The sequence below is a fragment of the Aeromonas veronii bv. veronii genome, from assembly GCF_000820225.1.
In the GTDB taxonomy this organism is placed as follows: domain Bacteria; phylum Pseudomonadota; class Gammaproteobacteria; order Enterobacterales; family Aeromonadaceae; genus Aeromonas; species Aeromonas veronii.
Genome location: NZ_CDDK01000014.1, coordinates 28,238 through 46,536 on the forward strand (window position 1 = coordinate 28,238; position 18,299 = coordinate 46,536).

Annotated in this window: 10 protein-coding genes and 1 pseudogene; 10 read left to right on the forward strand and 1 reads right to left on the reverse strand. The window is 61.3% G+C overall.

The genetic code is table 11. The features are described 5' to 3' along the window. The first annotated feature begins 195 nt into the window (after positions 1-195). The 10 genes from ygfK to xdhC all read left to right on the forward strand — a co-directional run bounded on the left by ygfK (position 196) and on the right by xdhC (position 17,165). A complete protein-coding gene (ygfK, locus tag BN1139_RS05825) occupies positions 196-3,306 on the forward strand; it encodes a putative selenate reductase subunit YgfK (RefSeq protein ID WP_005352254.1) in 3,111 nt (1,036 codons plus the stop codon). Positions 3,307-3,336: 30 nt separating this feature from the next. Then, positions 3,337-4,665, forward strand: a complete 1,329-nt coding sequence (ssnA, locus tag BN1139_RS05830; RefSeq protein WP_005352252.1) for a putative aminohydrolase SsnA — start codon at positions 3,337-3,339, stop codon at positions 4,663-4,665. Between the two features lie 80 nt (positions 4,666-4,745). After that, positions 4,746-5,522: a molybdopterin-dependent oxidoreductase FAD-binding subunit gene (gene ygfM / locus BN1139_RS05835; protein WP_005352249.1), complete on the forward strand. Its 777-nt coding sequence runs from the start codon at positions 4,746-4,748 to the stop codon at positions 5,520-5,522. Beyond that, a complete protein-coding gene (locus tag BN1139_RS05840; protein WP_005352247.1) occupies positions 5,519-8,416 on the forward strand; it encodes a molybdopterin-dependent oxidoreductase Mo/Fe-S-binding subunit in 2,898 nt (965 codons plus the stop codon). Before ygfM ends, BN1139_RS05840 begins: the two co-directional genes overlap by 4 nt. Before the next feature lie 95 nt (positions 8,417-8,511). Next, positions 8,512-10,035 (forward strand): nucleobase:cation symporter-2 family protein, encoded by a 1,524-nt coding sequence (locus tag BN1139_RS05845; RefSeq protein WP_041202776.1) that lies wholly within the window; start codon positions 8,512-8,514, stop codon positions 10,033-10,035. A 52-nt stretch (positions 10,036-10,087) separates the two neighbouring features. After that, positions 10,088-11,404, forward strand: coding sequence for a guanine deaminase (gene guaD, locus BN1139_RS05850; RefSeq protein ID WP_005336781.1), 1,317 nt, complete (start codon positions 10,088-10,090; stop codon positions 11,402-11,404). Positions 11,405-11,801: 397 nt separating this feature from the next. After that, positions 11,802-13,103, forward strand: coding sequence for an NCS2 family permease (locus BN1139_RS05855; RefSeq protein WP_180343373.1), 1,302 nt, complete (start codon positions 11,802-11,804; stop codon positions 13,101-13,103). A gap of 390 nt (positions 13,104-13,493) precedes the next feature. Beyond that, the gene (gene xdhA, locus BN1139_RS05860) at positions 13,494-15,812 is read left to right on the forward strand and encodes a xanthine dehydrogenase molybdenum-binding subunit XdhA (RefSeq protein WP_005352228.1); all 2,319 of its coding nucleotides are present in this window, start codon (positions 13,494-13,496) and stop codon (positions 15,810-15,812) included. Then, on the forward strand, positions 15,805-16,683 hold the full coding sequence (gene xdhB, locus BN1139_RS05865; RefSeq protein WP_005352225.1) for a xanthine dehydrogenase FAD-binding subunit XdhB: 879 nt from the start codon (positions 15,805-15,807) through the stop codon (positions 16,681-16,683). The genes xdhA and xdhB overlap by 8 nt, the downstream gene beginning before the upstream one ends. After that, complete coding sequence (gene xdhC / locus BN1139_RS05870; protein ID WP_005352221.1) at positions 16,680-17,165, forward strand: xanthine dehydrogenase iron sulfur-binding subunit XdhC; 486 nt, start codon at positions 16,680-16,682, stop codon at positions 17,163-17,165. Before xdhB ends, xdhC begins: the two co-directional genes overlap by 4 nt. 88 nt (positions 17,166-17,253) lie before the next feature. On the opposite strand, the pseudogene BN1139_RS05875 reads toward xdhC, so the two are convergent. Continuing rightward, positions 17,254-18,299 (reverse strand): annotated as a pseudogene (locus tag BN1139_RS05875) (IS3 family transposase); the annotation flags it as partial.

An 18,299-nucleotide genomic window follows, 5' to 3' on the forward strand; every position in this document is an offset into this window, starting at 1 on the left:
CTCGCAGTACCCATAATGGTGGCATCGTAAATTCTCTCCATTAATTGGAGCTGTCTCACGCTTTTACCGTAAAAAATAGTTTTTTAACTGTAGTGGCCTGATTGTTGCTCTTCTCCTTGCCAAGGGGGAACACCCGTGCGGGATACCCCATTTATTCATGCTGCCAATGGGCAGAACAGCTGCAAGGAGATAGCCATGGGCGATATTATGCGACCCGTTCCGTTCAAGAACCTGCTGACCCGTATTTTTGCGGAATATAAAGAGAGTCAGAGCATTTTCGGTATTCCCGCCGCGCAATTCTATCGCAAGCAGGACGAGCGCAAGATCAAGGTGTTCGGTGAAACCTGCGAGACCCCCATTGGCCCGGCAGCCGGCCCCCATACCCAGTTGGCCCAGAATATCGTCACCTCCTGGCTGACCGGCGGGCGCTTTATCGAGCTCAAGACGGTGCAGATCATGGACCGTCTCGAACTGGAAAAGCCCTGTATCGATGCCGAAGACGAGTGCTTCAACACCGAGTGGTCTACCGAGTTCACCCTGCCCAAGGCGTTCGACGAGTATCTTAAAGCCTGGTTTGCTCTCTACCTGCTGGAGGAGGTGTTCGACCCGCGCCTCGACGGAGAGGCCAAGTCCTTTATCTTCAACATGAGCGTGGGTTACAACCTCGATGGCATCAAACAGCCACCGATGCAGCAGTTTATCCACAGCCTGATGGATGCAAGCCAAAGTCCGAAGTTTGCCGAGTACCAGCAGGTGCTGCGCGAGTTGGTGGCCGACGGGCAGTTTATCGCCGAGCTGGGGCTGGGAGCGCGCCGCGATCGCCTGCAACAGCTGGTGGATCGCATCCCGGCCAATTTGGTGCACGGCGTCACCCTCTCCACCATGCACGGCTGCCCGCCCAACGAGATCGAGGCCATCTGCCGCTACATGCTGGAGGAGAAGGGACTCAACACCTTCGTCAAACTGAACCCGACCCTGCTGGGCTACCCGCGGGTGCGCGAGATCCTCGATACCTGCGGCTTTGATTACATTGGTCTGAGCGAAGAGTCGTTCGATCACGACCTCAAGCTGGATCAGGCCAAGGCGATGCTGACCCGTCTGATGGCGCTGGGGGCCGAGAAGGGGCTCACCTTCGGGGTCAAGCTGACCAACACCCTGGGCACCATCAATCGCAAAGGGGCGCTGCCGGGGGATGAGATGTACATGTCCGGCAGGGCGCTGTTCCCGCTCTCCATCAACGTGGCGGCCGTGCTGTCTCGTGCCTTCGATGGCAAGCTGCCCATCTCCTACTCCGGTGGTGCCAGCAAGTTCAACATCGCCGAGATCTTCGAGACCGGTATCCGCCCCATCACCATGGCCACCGACCTGCTGAAACCGGGTGGCTATCTGCGCCAGATCGAGTGCCTCAAAGAGATCGACACTTCTGACAGCTGGGGCATGGCTCAGGTGGATGTGACCAAGCTGGAAGCGCTTGCCGCCAAGGCCCTCACCATGGATTACACCCAGAAGGAGTGGAAGTCCGACGATCGTATCGAAGTGGGGGGCGGTCTGCCGCTGACCGACTGCTATGTGGCACCCTGCGTCACTGCCTGCGCCGTGCATCAGGATATCCCCGAGTACATTCGCCTGATGGGCGAGGGGGAGTATGTGGCGGCCCTTGAGCTGATTTATCAGCGCAACGCCTTGCCCGCCATCACCGGCCATATCTGCGATCACCAGTGCCAGTACAACTGTACCCGTCTCGACTACGACAGCGCGCTCAATATCCGTGAGCTGAAAAAAGTGGCGCTGGAGCGCGGCTGGGAAGGGTACAAGGCCCGCTGGCACAAACCGGCAGGTAGCGGTGACAAGCACCCGGTTGCGGTAATAGGTGCAGGCCCGGCCGGTCTCTCCGCTGGTTACTTCCTGGCCCGTGCCGGCCACCCTGTCACCGTGTTCGAGCGCGAAGCGGATGCCGGTGGCGTGGTCAAACACATCATCCCCGAGTTCCGCATTCCGGCCGAGCTTATCCAGCACGACATCGACTTTGTCGCCGCTCACGGGGTCAAGTTCGAGTTTGGTTGCGATCCGGCGCTCACCGTCGACAAGCTGCACGCCCAGGGCTTTGCCTATGTCTTCGTCGGCATCGGTGCCGACAAGAATGGCGGCATGCGCCTCGAAGGGGGACATGATCGGGTCTACAAGTCCTTCAACTTCCTGCGCAGCTTCAATCAGGGCAAACCGCTGCCGCTCGGCCGCCATGTGGCGGTGATCGGCGCCGGTAACACCGCCATGGACTGCGCCCGCGCCGCCCTCAAGGTGCCGGGTGTCAGCGATGTGACCGTTATCTACCGCCGCAGCGAAAAAGAGATGCCTGCCTATCGCGAGGAGTATCTGGAAGCGGTGGAGGATGGGGTGCGTTTCTGCTTCCTCACCAATCCGGAGCGCTTTGACAAAGATGGCAAGCTCACTGTGCGGATGATGGCGTTGGGGGATCCTGACGAGCAGGGCCGCCGCCGTCCGGTGCCCACCGAGCAGACCGAAGTGATGCAGATGGATGCCCTGATCACCGCCATTGGCGAGCAGCCTGACTGCGAGGTGCTCAAAGCTATGGGTATTCCCCTTGGCAGCGATGGCTGGCCCGAGGTGGATGGCCAGACCGGCGAAACCAGCCGTCGCAACGTCTTCCTCATCGGTGACGTGCAGAGCGGCCCATCCTCGATCGTCGGTGCCATCGGTGGTGCCCGCCGCGCCGCGGATCTGGTGCTCTCTCGTGAGCATATCGCCAGCCATCAGAGTGAAGTGACCATCCAGCCGTCGGGCAAGGATGAGATCTACCGCCGCAAGGGGAGCATCGCCGTCACCATGGTTGACAAGAACGAGCGCGATGCCTTCGTGGCGCAAGAGGCGCACCGTTGCCTCGAGTGCAACTACCTCTGCAGCAAGTGCGTGGATGTCTGCCCCAACCGGGCCAACGTCGCCATCGCGGTGCCGGGCTTCAAAGACCAGTTCCAGACCCTGCACCTGGATGCCTACTGCAACGAATGTGGCAACTGCGCCCAGTTCTGCCCGTGGCAGGGCAAGCCCTATCAGGACAAGGTCACCATCTTCAGCCTGCCCGAGGACTTCGACAACAGCCGCAACCCCGGTTTCTATCTGGCTGACGGCGGCGAACTGCGGGTGCGTCAGGATGGCGAGACCTATCGCCTGACCATAGATGCCCAGAGCCGGATCAAGGATGCGCCAGCGGCCCTTGGCGACATGTGCCGGATCATCAGCCATGTCCATGCTCATCACCACTACCTGCTGGGGGCCGTCGAGGCCTGAGCGAACCACGAATAAGCGAAGGAGCAAACCATGTTTATTCTGAAGAACGTCACCGCTGTCCAGCTGGAGCCGACCCGGGTGCTCGAAGGGGTGGATATCGCCATCGAAGGATCGCTTATCAAAGCGGTGGGGCCCAATCTGCGGGCCCTCTACCCGGAGGCCAACTATCGGGAGATGGGGGGCAAGCTGGTGATGCCGGGCATTGTCTGTGCCCACAACCACTTCTACTCCGGCCTGTCGCGGGGGATCATGGCCAATATCGCCCCCTGCCCGGATTTTATCTCCACCCTGAAAAACCTCTGGTGGCGGCTGGATCGGGCGCTTGATGAAGAGTCCCTCTACTACAGCGGCCTCATCTGCTCGCTGGAAGCGATCAAGAGCGGCTGCAGCGCGGTGATCGACCACCACGCGTCGCCCAACTTCATCAAGGGCTCCCTGAATGTGCTGCGCAAAGGGTTTATGGAGGCGGGCCTGCGCGGCATGACCTGCTTCGAGACCACGGATCGCAACGGCGGCCTCGCCGAGCTGCAGGCCGGGGTAGAGGAGAACATCCTGTTCGCCCAACAGATCGATGCGGCCAAAGCCAAGGGGAGCGAACCCTATCTGGTGGAAGCCCATATCGGTGCCCACGCCCCCTTCACCGTGCCCGACGAGGGACTCGCCATGCTGCGCGAAGCGGTGCAGGTCACCGGTCGTGGGCTGCATATCCATGTGGCGGAAGACCGCTACGACATGGCCCACGGTCACCACCACTATGGCAAGGAGCCCATCGCCCGGCTGGACGAGTTTGGCCTTATCGACAGCAAGACTCTGATCGCCCACGGTATCTACCTGAGCCCGGCCGACATCGAGCTGCTCAACAGCCGCGATGCCTTCCTGGTGCATAACGCCCGATCCAACATGAACAACCATGTGGGCTACAACATGCACCTGCCGGAGTATCGCAATCTGGCGCTCGGCACCGATGGCATCGGCTCCGACATGCTCGAAGAGCTCAAGTTCGCCTACTTCAAGCACAAGGATGCCGGTGGTGCCCTGTGGCCCGACAGCTTTGCCCGCTTCCTGTGGAACGGCAACACCCTGCTGGAACGCAACTTCGGCGCCAAATTTGGCCGCCTGGAGCCGGGCTACAAGGCCGACCTCACCATTTGCGACTACGACGCACCGACCCCGCTGGCGCCGCGCAACCTCGGCGGCCATCTCGCCTTCGGCATGGGATCTGCCTGCGTCAACAGCGTGATGGTGGAGGGGCGCATGGTCTATCAGGATCGCGAGTTCCCGTTCGATGTCGCGCCCATTTACGAGCAGGCCAGCAAGGTGGCGAGCCGCCTGTGGCAACGGATGGATCAGCTGGCCTAAGGCCACCCTCCACAGTTTTGGACCGGATTGCCCGCCCTGTGGATTTTCCCGACGGCGGGCAGCAAGAGTAAGGACGACACATGATTGAGCAATTCTTCCGACCCGAGCAACTGGGTCAGGCTTTGGAACTCAAGGCCAGTTTCGGCAACGACGCCGTCTACATGGGAGGCGGCAGCAAGCTTAACGCCGCTCCGACCCGCACCGACAAGAAGGTCGCTATCTCACTGGACAAGCTGGGGCTTGACCAGATTGAACAGCAGCACGGCCAGATCCATATCGGCGCCACCGTCACCCTGCAGACCCTGAAAGAGGATCCCCGTACCCCGGCCGCCCTGTGCGACGCGCTGGGGTTTGTCTACTCCCGCCATCTGCGCAATCAGGCCACCCTCGGTGGCGAACTTGCCTGCCAACAGCAGGACTCCCCGCTGCTGCCGGTACTGCTGGTACTCGAAGCCGTGGTGGTGCTGGAGAACAACCTGTTGCAACCTATCGACGCCTATCTGGCGGGTCAGCGCAATGCCCTGGTGCTGGGGATTGTGCTGCCGGAGCCTGAACTGCGCTGCGCCACCCGCCGCATCAGCCGCAACGCCGATGGCTTGGCGGTAATGACCGCCGCGGTAGCCCTCGACAGCATTGGCGAGATGCGGGTGGCCGTCGCTGGTGTTACCCCGCAGCCGATGCGCCTGCGGGATCTGGAGCGCCGCGAACTGCACGATGCCGCGCTGGAGGCCGCCGTGAGCGAGCTGATTGCGCCCCGTGAGGATCTGGCGGGAAGCGTGAGTTACAAGCGGTATATCACCGGTGTAGTGGTGGCGGATCTGCTGGTGGATTGCCAGCAGCAGGAGGTGCAAGCATGATGGAACTCAACTTTACCCTGAACGGTGCCCTGCGTACCGTCATCTGCAAGGCCGGTGACAATGCCCAGCGGGTGCTGTTCAACCAGTGCCGGATGCACTCGGTGCGCAACAGCGACGACGGTTTTGGCTTTGCCGGCTCCGACGCCATTCTCTTCAACGGCAAGGTGATCAACGCCTCTCTGCTGATCGCCGCCCAGCTGGATGGGGCGCAGGTGCGCACCGCCGAGTCCCTCGGTAGCTGGAACCAGCTCAGTCTGGTGCAGCAGGCGATGGTGGACGTGGGGGTGGTGCAGTCAGGCTACAACGATCCGGCTGCGGCGCTCATCGTCACCGACCTGCTTGATCGCCACCCCGAACCTACCCGTGATCAAATCGACGATGCCCTCTCGGGCCTGTTTCACCGCGATGGCGGTTACCAGCAGTTCTATCAGGCCATCGAGCTTGCCTGCTCACGGATGAAGGATCCCGATTACCTGTGCCAGATCGCCCCGGAGTTTCGCGACGATTTGCGCCATATCGGCAAGAGCTGTCCGAAAGTGGACGCCGCCAAGATGGTGCAGGCCAAGCCCTGCTACGTGGAGGATCGGGTTACTGAAGATGCGCTGATCATCAAGATGCTGCGCAGCCCCCATCCCCATGCGGTGATCACCAAACTCGACGTGAGCCGCGCGCAAGCGCTGCCGGGTGTAGTGCATGTCATTACCTATCTCAACTGCCCGGATGTGTTTTACACCCCGGGTGGTCAGAGTGCTCCCGAGCCGTCACCGCTCGATCGCCGTATGTTCAGCCGCAAGGTGCGCCACGTAGGTGACAGGGTCGCCGCCGTGGTGGCCGAGAGCGAAGCCATCGCATTGGCGGCGCTGAAACTCATCGAGGTCGAGTATCAGGTGCTGCCAGCGGTCATGACCATCGATGAGGCGATGGCCCCCAATGCACCGTTGGTGCACGACGAGCCCATCGTCTACATGGCCGGTGCGCCTGCGGATCTCGAGCAGCAGAACGCCTGCTCGGTGCGCCGCGGCGACGAGCACATGATCATCAACTTCCCCATTGGTTCCCGCCCGCACGAGAACCTGGCCGCCAGTGTCCATGGCCAGATCGGCGATGTGGCCAAGGGCTTTGCCGAGGCGGACGAGATTGTCGAGCGCACCTACGAATCGACCCAGGCCCAGCAGTGCCCGACCGAGCCGCACATCTGCTTCACCTATATGGATGGGGATCGTCTGGTCATTCACGCCTCTACTCAGGTGCCGTGGCACGTGCGCCGTCAGGTGGCGCGCATCGTCGGCCTCAAGCAACATCAGGTGCATGTGATCAAGGAGCGGGTAGGGGGCGGCTTTGGCTCCAAGCAGGATATCCTGCTGGAAGAGGTGTGCGCCTGGGCGACCAAGGTCACCGGCCGTCCGGTCACCTTCCGCTACACCCGTGAAGAGGAGTTCATCAGCAACACCTCCCGCCACGTGGCCAAGGTGAAGGTGAAAGTGGGGGCCAAGAAAGATGGCACCATCACCGCCATCGACATGGATTTTCGTGCCAACACCGGCCCTTACGGCAACCACTCATTGACGGTGCCGAGCAACGGCCCGGCGCTCTCCCTGCCGCTCTACCCGTGCGACAACGTGTGCTTTACCGTCAACACCTACTACAGCAACATCTGCCCGACCGGCGCCTATCAGGGCTACGGCGCGCCCAAGGGCAACTTCGCGCTGACCATGGCCATTGCCGAGCTTGCCGAGAAACTGGGGATCGATCAGCTCGACATGGTGGAGCACAACCGGGTGCATGAAGGGGACATCCTCAAGGTGCTGGGGGCCATCGGCGAGGGCAAGATGCCCACTTCTGTACCCCACGCCGCCAGCTGCGCCCTCGAGCCCATCCTCAAACAGGGTCGCGAACAGATTGCCTGGGATAGCCCCAAACCCGCAGACGGGGATTGGCGCATCGGCCGTGGCGTCGCCATCATCATGCAAAAATCGGGGATCCCGGACATCGATCAGGCCAACTGCATGGTCAAGCTGGAATCGGACGGCACCTTTATCGTCCACTCCGGTGGCGCCGATATTGGCACCGGCCTCGATACCGTGGTGGCCAAGCTGACCGCCGAAGTGCTCGGTTGCCCACTCAGCGATGTGCATGTGATCTCTGGCGATACCGACCACGCCCTGTTCGACAAGGGGGCCTACGCCTCGTCCGGTACCTGCTTCTCCGGCAATGCGGCCAAGATGGCGGCCGAGAACCTCAAGGCTAAGATCTTGTTCCACGGCGCCGCCATGCTGGGCGAGCCGGTGGAGGATGTGGAGCTAGTTCACCCGGGGATCGTGCGCGGCAAGCAGGGGGAGGTGAGCTTCGCCAAGCTGGCCCACAAGGCGGAGACTGGTACCGGCTTCGGCATTCTGGTGGGCACCGCCAGCTACATCACCTCTGAGCTCGCCTTCCCGTATGGCGCCAACTTCGCCGAGGTGGCGGTCAACGTCAGAACCGGCGAGATCCGCCTCGACAAGTTCTACGCCCTGCTCGACTGCGGTACTCCCATCAACCCGGAGCTGGCCCTCGGCCAGATCTACGGGGCGACCATGCGGGCCATCGGCCACACCATGACCGAAGAGATCTGCTACGACAGCAAGGGCATCCCGCTGACCCGGGATCTCAAGAGCTATGGCGCGCCCAAGATTGGCGATATTCCGCGCGACTTTCGGGCCTTCCTGGTACCGAGTGATGACAAGGTCGGCCCTTACGGCGCCAAGTCCATCTCGGAGATCGGGGTGAACGGCGCGGCGCCCGCCATCGCCACCGCCATCCACGACGCCTGCGGTGTCTGGCTGCGCAAGTGGCACTTCACGCCGGAGCAGATCCTGCGCGAGCTGGGCAAGCTGGAGCAAAACGTGTCGGCATAACAAAAGAAAAGGTGAGGGGCGGGCGCCAGCTCGCCCCCAGCGCCTGACGGCGGAATGAGTACTCCGCCTACATTCTGTGTGATGGGACAAACATGATGTCTAAAACAACACGCAAGCACTCGGATCTCATTTACGAGCTGGAAGACAAACCCCCGTTTTATCAAACCCTGATGGGAGCAGTGACCCATCTGCTGGCTATTTTTGTCCCCATGGTGACCCCGGCGCTGATCGTCGGCGGCGCCTTGGGCCTCTCTACCGAGATCACCGCCTATCTGGTCTCCATGGCGATGATCGCCTCCGGTATCGGCACCTGGTTGCAGGTGAACCGTTATGGCCCCATCGGTTCTGGGCTGCTCTCCATCCAGTCGGTCAACTTCTCCTTCGTGACCGTGATGATCGCCCTGGGCGGCGCCATGAAAAAAGATGGCATCCATGAGGAGCTGATTGTCTCGACCCTGCTCGGGGTCTCCTTTGTCGGCGCCTTTCTGGTGATGGGCTCCTCCTTCGTGCTGCCCTACCTCAAGCGGGTGATCACCCCGACCGTGAGCGGTGTAGTGGTACTGATGATTGGCCTGAGCCTTATCAAGGTGGGGATCATCGACTTTGGCGGCGGCTTCTCCGCCATGAGCAGCGGCACCTTTGGCAAATACGAGCACATCGGGCTGGGGCTGCTGGTGCTCTGCGTTATCGTCGCCTTCAACTGCAGCCGAAGTCCGCTGCTGCGGATGAGCGGCATTGCCATCGGCCTGATGGTTGGCTATGCGGTGGCCCTGATGCTCGGCATGGTGGATTTTTCCGCCCTTGAGAATCTGCCGCTTATTACGGTACCGATCCCGTTCAAGTACGGTTTCTCTTTCGATTTTCACGCCTTTATGCTGGCGGGCACCATCTATCTGTTGAGCGTGCTGGAGGCGGTGGGGGACATCACCGCCACCGCTATGGTCTCCCACCGGGATATTCAGGGCCCCGAGTTTCAAAAACGGCTCTCCGGCGGTGTGCTGGCTGATGGGTTGGTCTCGGTGATCGCCTCGGCCCTCGGCTCTTTGCCGCTCACCACCTTTGCCCAGAACAACGGCGTTATCCAGATGACCGGGGTGGCCTCACGCCATGTGGGCAAGTTTATTGCCGTCATTCTGGTGTTGTTGGGGCTCTTCCCGGTGGTGGGGCGCTTCTTTACCACCATACCGTCACCTGTGATGGGGGGCGCCATGGTCATCATGTTCTCGATGATCGCCATCGCCGGTGGTCGCATCATCATCAGCCACGGTTTCGATCGGCGGGAGACCCTGATTGTCGCCACCTCGCTGGGTCTTGGGCTCGGTGTCTCCTATGATCCGAACGTCTTCAAGGTGCTGCCTGCCGGTATCTACATGCTGGTGGAGAACCCCATCTGCGCCGGCGGCATCACCGCCATCATCATGAATCTGGTGCTGCCGCAAAGCCGCAAACGCAAGGCGGCCGTCAGGGATGCCGAGGCGGTTGAAGTGATCCAGCTGAGCGACAAGCCGGATGTGATCTTTACCGCCCGCAGTGCGGGCCAGCCATCGGCCAGCAAGGGTGAGGGGTCACCAGAGCCAGTGCCCGGGGAGGCGGTGGCGCCACAAGTGGAACGGATCTGACGGTTAAACCGGCAAAAAACGTCAACAGAACAAGAAAAACAGGGAAACGGTTATGAAAAACGACAACTCTGTCAAAGCGGTACGCGGCAGTTTCTTCGATATCACCCGGGTGGTGGATCAGCCCGAGGAGATTGAGTCCAACGCCCGCCTTATCGAGGATGGTCTGCTGATCATTCGCAACGGTTGCATCGACTGGTTCGGTGAGTGGGAGGAGGGCAAGGATCGCATTCCGGCCGAGGTGCGGGTGCGGGATTACCGCGGCAAGATGATAGTGCCGGGCTTTGTCGATACCCACATTCACTATCCCCAGAGCGAGATGGTAGGGGCCTATGGCGAGCAACTGCTGGAGTGGCTCAACCGCCACACCTTCCCGGCCGAGCGGCGCTACAACGATCTCGAATATGCCCGCGAGATGTCCACCTTCTTTATCAAGCAGTTGCTGCGTAACGGCACTACCACGGCGCTGGTGTTCGGCACAGTGCACCCCGAGTCGGTAGACGCCCTGTTCGAGGCGGCCAGCCGTATCAATATGCGGATGATCGCCGGCAAGGTAATGATGGATCGCAATGCGCCCGATTATCTGCTCGATACCGCCGAGAGCAGCTATGTGCAGAGCAAGCAGCTTATCGAGCGCTGGCACGGCAATGGTCGACTGCTCTATGCCATCACACCACGATTTGCCCCCACCTCGACACCCGAGCAGCTGGCGATGGCGCGGCGACTGCGCGAAGAGTTTCCCACCACCTATCTGCACACCCATCTGTGCGAGAACAAGGACGAGATCGCCTGGGTCAAATCCCTCTTCCCGGCGCACAAGGGCTATCTCGATGTCTATCACCAGCATGGGCTCACCGGCCACAACTGCGTCTTTGCCCACTGCGTCCATCTGGAAGAGCAGGAGTGGGATTGCCTGAAGGAGACCGGCTCCACCATCGCGTTTTGTCCCACCTCGAATCTTTATCTCGGCAGCGGCCTCTTCAAGCTGCACAAGGCGTGGCGCAAGCAGGTGAAGGTGGGGATGGGCACCGACATCGGCGCCGGCACCACCTTCAACATGCTGCAGACCCTCAACGAGGCCTACAAGGTGATGCAACTGCAGGGCGAACGGCTCTCGGCCTATCAGGCTTTCTATCTGGCCACCCTGGGCGGCGCCCATTCGCTGGGGCTGGACGAGAAGATCGGCAGCTTTGCGGTGGGCAAGGAGGCGGACTTCGTGGTGCTCGACCCGGTCGCCACCCCGCTGCAGCAGCTGCGTTATGACAACTCCACCACCCTGCGGGACAAGCTCTTTGTGCTGTTGACCCTGGGGGATGACAGATCCATCTACCGCACTTATGTGGATGGCCAGCTGGTGCATGAACGGGGGTAGGGGCTGGAGTGGGCTGCCGCGGCGCAGCCCCAACGAATACGGCGGCTGGCGTGCCCCACAGGGGCGCCAGTCTTGCCGCACTACAGGGGATCTCCCCGCATAGAACGTGAAATGGCCCGGTTTTTTTGACCAGCAAGGCAAACGTTTGAGTCAAGGCTGCCTGCCCTGGTCTGTCTGTCGCATCCTCTGCCACCATCGCCTGTTTCTCATCAGACTGGCGCGAGGCAGACCCGCAGATCCTGTCGCCATTTCGTCATGGAACATTCAGGCGCGTGTGAAGGAGTTGGGTATGACCCAAGCAAACAGCAGGACAAACAGCGTGGAACAGCTGGCTAATGATGACGCCAGCCAGAGCGCAGCAAAGCAACAGCCGCTAACGGCTCTTGATCGCTACTTTATGATCAGCGAGCGGGGCAGCAACGTCAGACAGGAGGTGCTGGCGGGCCTCACCACCTTCCTTGCCATGGTCTACTCGGTGATAGTGGTGCCGAGCATGCTCGGCAAGGCGGGCTTTCCCCCCGGCGCAGTGTTTGTCGCCACCTGTCTGGTGGCGGGGTTCGGTTCGCTCTTGATGGGGCTCTGGGCCAAGTTGCCGATGGCCATCGGTTGCGCTATTTCCCTCACGGCGTTTACTGCATTCAGTCTGGTGCTGGGGCAGCAGATCCCCATTCCGGTGGCGTTGGGCGCCGTCTTCCTGATGGGGGTGCTGTTTACCGCCATCTCGGTGACCGGGGTGCGTAGCTGGATCCTCGACAACCTGCCGATGGGAATTGCCCACGGTACCGGCATCGGGATTGGTCTCTTCTTGCTGCTTATCGCCGCCAACGGGGTGGGGCTGGTGATCAAGAACCCGCTGGAGGGGCTGCCGGTGGCGCTGGGGGCCTTCACCTCCATGCCGGTAATCATGTCCCTGATCGGCCTTGCGGTGATCTTCGGGCTGGAGAAGCTGAGAGTACCGGGGGGGATCCTGCTGGTGATCATTGCCATCTCCATCTTCGGCCTTATCTTCGATCCGGCGGTGAAGTATCAGGGACTGTTCGCCCTGCCGAGCCTCTCGGATGATCAGGGCAAGTCCCTCATCTTCAGTCTGGATATCATGGGTGCACTCTCGCCGCTGGTGTTGCCCAGCGTGCTGGCGCTGGTGATGACGGCGGTATTCGATGCCACCGGCACCATCCGCGCCGTGGCGGGGCAGGCCAACCTGCTCGATAAGGATGGTCATATCATCAACAGCGGCAAGGCGCTCAGTGCCGACTCGGTCAGCAGCATCTTCTCCAGTCTGGTGGGGGCGGCCCCGGCTGCCGTCTATATCGAATCGGCGGCGGGCACGGCGGCGGGGGGCAAAACCGGCCTCACCGCGACTGTGGTGGGCGGCCTGTTCCTGCTGATGCTGTTCCTCTCGCCGCTCTCCTATCTGGTGCCGGCCTATGCCACGGCGCCGGCCCTGATGTATGTGGGGCTCCTGATGCTGAGCAACGTCACCAAGCTCGATTTCGATGACTTTGTCGGGGCCATGTCCGGGCTGGTGTGCGCCGTCTTTATCGTGCTCACCTGCAACATCGTGACCGGCATCATGCTTGGCTTCAGCTCGCTGGTGATCGGCCGCATCTGCTCGAAGGAGTGGCACAAGCTCAACGTCGGCACCGTGGTCATCGCCCTGGCGCTGGTGCTCTTTTATGCTGGGGGGTGGGCTATTTAGGGATAACCCGCCCGTTTGGGGCCGCACTGGCGGCCCCATTTTTATGTCTGTTGCTTTTTATGTCTGCGGTGTTCACCCCACCCACGCTGGCTATCACGCCTTGGCCTTCTCCGCAGTTGGGGAGCATCGCGATACCATTTTGATAAATCCTCCTACCAGATTGATAGGCTCCCACCCTTGCTCTCCTCGCTCTGCCGCTTTTTTCACCGCTGATGTGCCCCGTTTGCTCAGGGGCTGCCCCTGGCTTGTCGCTTCGGGCCAACAAAAGCGGGCTAGATGGGATCCCCTTCACACTTCTCCCCATTCTCCTGACGATGACGGGAAACAGGCGCATATCTTGCTGTTTTTTATGCCGGTTCCAGATTTTTCCATTCGAAAAAGGACTTGCATATGTCCATAGGATTACCGCTCAAGCGGGTGGATGCCGAGGCCAAGGTGACCGGCAGCGCCCGCTATACCGATGACAACATCATGCTCGGGATGCGCCACGCCAAGTACGTGCGAAGCAATATTGCCCACGGCAAGGTGCTTGCCATCGATGCGACCGAGGCACTGGCCCTGCACGGGGTCGAAGCCGTGTTTACCCATGAAGATGTCCCTACCACCTGTTTTCGCACCGCCGGTCACGCCTGGTCCCTCGATGAGGCGAAACGGGATGTGAAAGACCGCCGTCTGCTCACCGACCATGTACGCCACTTTGGTGATGGGGTCGCCATCGTGGTGGCGCGCGATCCGCTGGTGGCCGAAAAAGCGGCCGCGCTGGTCAAGGTGACTTACGAGCCGCTGCCGGTGATGACGGATGCCCAAAGCGCGCTGGCCGACGGTGCCTATCCCATCCACCCGAGCGGCAATCTGCTGCGCCAAAGCCAGCTTCGCGCCAATGACCCGGAGCAGGCCATTGCCTCCGCTGACCTGCAATTTCAGGCGCACTACCGGACGCCGGTGGTGCAGCACTGCCATCTGGAGACGGTGACCTGCTACGCCTACATGGATCAACCGGACCACATCATCGTCGTCAGCAGCACCCAGATCCCCCAGATAGTGCGTAGCCGGGTGGCCAAGTCCCTCGGCCTGCCCTGGTCTAGCGTGCGAGTGATCAAACCCTATATGGGCGGCGGCTTTGGCAACAAGCAGGATGTGCTGGAAGAGCCGATGGCGGCGTTTTTGAGCTACAAACTCGGCGGTGTGCCGGTCAAGGTGACCTTGAGCCGGGAGGAGTGCTTCTTTGCCTCTCGTACCCGCCACGGTTTTGCCATCGATGGCAAGATGGGCCTCAACCGCGACGGCACCCTCAAGGGCTATCAGCTCGACGTGCTCTCCAACACTGGCGGCTATGCCTCTCACGGCCACTCCATAGCCAGCGCCGGGGGCAACAAGATCAGCTACCTCTATCCGCGCAGCGCCTTCGGTTATGACGCCAAGACCTTCTACAGCAACCTGCCCACCGCTGGTGCCATGCGCGGTTACGGCGCGCCCCAGGTGATTTTTGCCCTCGAATGCATGCTGGATGACGCCTGCGCCGAACTGGGGCTGGATCCGCTTGATGTGCGGATCGCCAACGTGGCGCGGGAAGGGGACGTCAATCAGGTCAACCAGAAGACCATCTACAGCGCCGGGTTGCCCGACTGCCTGATCCGTGGTCGCGAGATGTTCGAGTGGGATCGACTCAAGACTGAGTGTCTGGAGCAGGATCCGGCGAGCCGGGTGCGGCGCGGCATTGGGGTGGCCTGTTTCAGCTACGGCTCCAACACCTATCCGGTGGGGGTCGAAATTGCTGGTGCCCGCATGCTGCTCAATCAGGATGGCACCGTCAATCTGCAGATCGGTGCCACCGAGATAGGGCAGGGGTCGGACACCGTCTTTGCCCAGATGGCGGCCCAGACGTTAGGCATTCCGTTTGAGCAGATCCGGGTCATCTCGACCCAGGATACCGACATCACCGCCTATGATCCGGGCTCGTTCGCCTCGCGCCAGAGCTATGTGGCGGCCCCTGCCATCCATCAGGCGGCGCTGCAGTTGCGGGCTCGCATTCTGTCGCTGGCGGCCCAACTCTGCCATCAGGATGTAGGATCGCTGACCCTGATCGACGGCTACGTGGTGCTGGCCGGTGCGCCGGACAAGGTGCTGATCAGCGTCGCCGAGGTGTCGGTCAACGCCTACTACCACCTCACTATCGGCGGCCAGATCACCTCCGAGGTCTCCCACAAGACCACCACCAATCCGCCGAGCTTTGGCTGCACCTTTGTCGATCTCAGCGTCGATATCGATCTCTGCAAGGTGACCATCAATCGCATCATCAACCTGCACGATGCGGGCAAGATCCTCAACCCGCAGCTGGCGGAGGGACAGGTGCATGGCGGCATGGGGATGGGGATCGGCTGGTCGCTGTTCGAGGAGATGATCATCGACGCCAAGAGCGGCGTGGTGCGCAACCCCAACCTGCTCGACTACAAGTTCCCCACCATGCTGGATTTGCCGGAGCTTGAATGCGACTTCGTGCAGACCTACGAGCCCCAATCGGTCTATGGCCACAAATCCCTGGGGGAACCGCCGATCATTTCGCCGGGCCCGGCCATCCGTAACGCCATCCGCATGGCGACCGGCGTCGCCATCAACGAGCTGCCCATCACCCCCAAAACCCTGTTCCGGGAGTTTGTCGCGGCGGGTTTGATTGGCGAGGGATCAGGGGAGGAGCAACACCATGTTTGATATTGCCCGTTACTACAAGGCGCACAGCGTGGCCGAGGCGGTCGCCCTGCGTCAGGCTGATCCCGAGGCGCGTTTGCTGGCCGGTGGCACCGATGTGATGATCCAGCTCCATCACCTCAACGCCGCCTATCGCCATATCGTTGATATTCACGACTTGCCCGAACTCAAAGGGGTGTGCGAGTTGCCTGATGGGTCGATCCGCATCGGCTCCGGCACCACCTTTACCGAGCTCATCGAAAACGAGCTGGTGCAGCGCCGCCTGCCAATGCTGGCCGAAGCCTCTGCCACCATCGCCGGCCCGCAGATCCGCAACGTCGCCACCTATGGCGGCAACATCTGCAACGGCGCCACCAGTGCCGACTCGGCGGCGCCTACCGTCGCGCTCGAGGCCGAGCTTGAGATTGCTGGCCCTAACGGCACACGCCGCATCCCCATCGCCGGTTTTCACACCGGCCCCGGCAAGGTGGCGCTGCAACCGGCGGAGATCCTGGTGGCATTCCACTTTGCCCCGGACTCACACCCCCATGTGGGCTCCCACTACTTCAAGTACGCCATGCGGGGTGCCATGGATATCGCCACCATCGGCTGCGCCGCCTATTGCCAGATTGAGGATGGCCACTTCAAGAGCCTGCGGCTGGCTTATGGTGTGGCGGCCCCGACCCCGGTGCGCACCCCTCACGCGGAAGCCGCGGCCGAGGGGCAACCCCTAACTCGCGCCACACTGGCTGCCATTGCCGAGGCGGTGGTGGCCGACGTGGCACCGCGATCCTCCTGGCGGGCAGAAAAGGAATTTCGCCTGCACCTTATCAAAACCCTGGCGCAGCGGGTGGTCGCCTGCGCAGTCGAACGTGCCGGAGGCAAGATCCTATGATGCAACCGCAAACCTGTCCCGCCGTGGAGATCCAGTGCGAAATCAACGGCAAACCTTACTCCTATGCGGTGTCGCCCACCATGTCGCTGCTCCACTTCCTGCGCGGGCAGGGGCTTATCAGCGTGAAAGAGGGGTGCAGTGTCGGCGAGTGTGGCGCCTGTACCGTGCGGGTGAATGGCACCGCCATCGACAGCTGCCTCTATCTGGCGGTCTGGGCCGATGGCAAATCCATTCGTACCGTGGAGGGGGAGCGCAAAGGCAATGAGCTCTCCGACGTGCAGCAGGCCTTTATCGACGAGGGGGCGGTGCAGTGCGGTTTTTGCACCCCGGGCCTCGTGATGGCGAGCGCGGCCCTGCTCGACAAGACCGAGCGCCGTCCGCTGACCGATGCGGAGATCCGCCGTGGGCTGTCGGGTAACCTCTGCCGCTGTACCGGTTATCAGAACGTGGTACGGGCGGTGAAGAAGTGCTGCAAAGGGTGATAGTTCGGGTGCCGTGAGTGGTGCGTGCTGTTGTGTGAGTGTCTAGTCCTGAAATAGGTTTACACATTTTCAACTAGCATTTCTCTACTCAGAACCCCCTATGTACCGCATCGGGGGTTCTGTATTTCAACGCATGATGCGGCCGCTCCTCGTTGTAAATATCCACTGCTTCACGCACCATCTCCCGCGCTTGCGCCAAATCCTGCGGGCTTTGCAACAATAACTCTCCTTTCAAAATCCCGTTCACCCGCTCCGCCAACGCATTCTGGTAACAGTCATACCCATCCGTCATCGAGCATTTCACCCCGTACCGTTCATGTAATGACTGGTACAGCCCCGAGCAATACTGCACGCCGCGGTCCGAGTGATGGATAAGCTCCCCGCCGCCACGCCGTTGCTTCAGTGCTTTCTTGAACGCCATCGCCACCGACTTGGCGTGCATTCCTTCGTGCACGTGATGGCCCACTATCTTGCGTGAGTACGCATCCGTCACCAGGCTCAGGTACAGCGGCCCGCTTCTGGCTGGCAGATAGGTGATATCTGCGACCCAGACCTGCTCCGGTGCTACCGGTGTGACCTGCTCTGGCCCCGCCTTGAGCAAGTTGGGATGACGGTAGAAACGGTGAAAACTGTGGGTGGTCTTGTGATACGCCCGCTTAGGCTGCACCAGCAGGCGGTGCTCGGCCAATATCCGAAACAGCCTGTCCCGCCCGACCTTGAGCCCGCCATCCTCCTGACCCTGCAGCAGATAATGCAGCTTGCGAGTGCCCACCCGAGGTTGTCGCAGTCGAACCTGACGCACGAAGCGCACCACCTGCAATCCCTGTGCATGGCGCTCGTCGGCGACCCGATTGCGTTTGTAGTAAGCCTGCCGGCTTATCCCCAGAAACAGGCAAGCCCTGACAATGGTCAGCCTCTCGACTTGCCGCTGCGAGAGGACTTGCCGGGTCGCTTTTTTACGATGGAGACGCCGTAGTCATTCTTCAGTACATCGACGACGGCCTCAAAGAACTGGGCCTTCTGACTCATCAGCGCCAGCTGTTGCTCGAGTTCCTTGATGCGCTGTTCGGGCGTCTGGTTGTCGGGGTCAGGCATGGTGATGCTCCTGCCAGCGCGCACAGAAGCCCCCTGGCT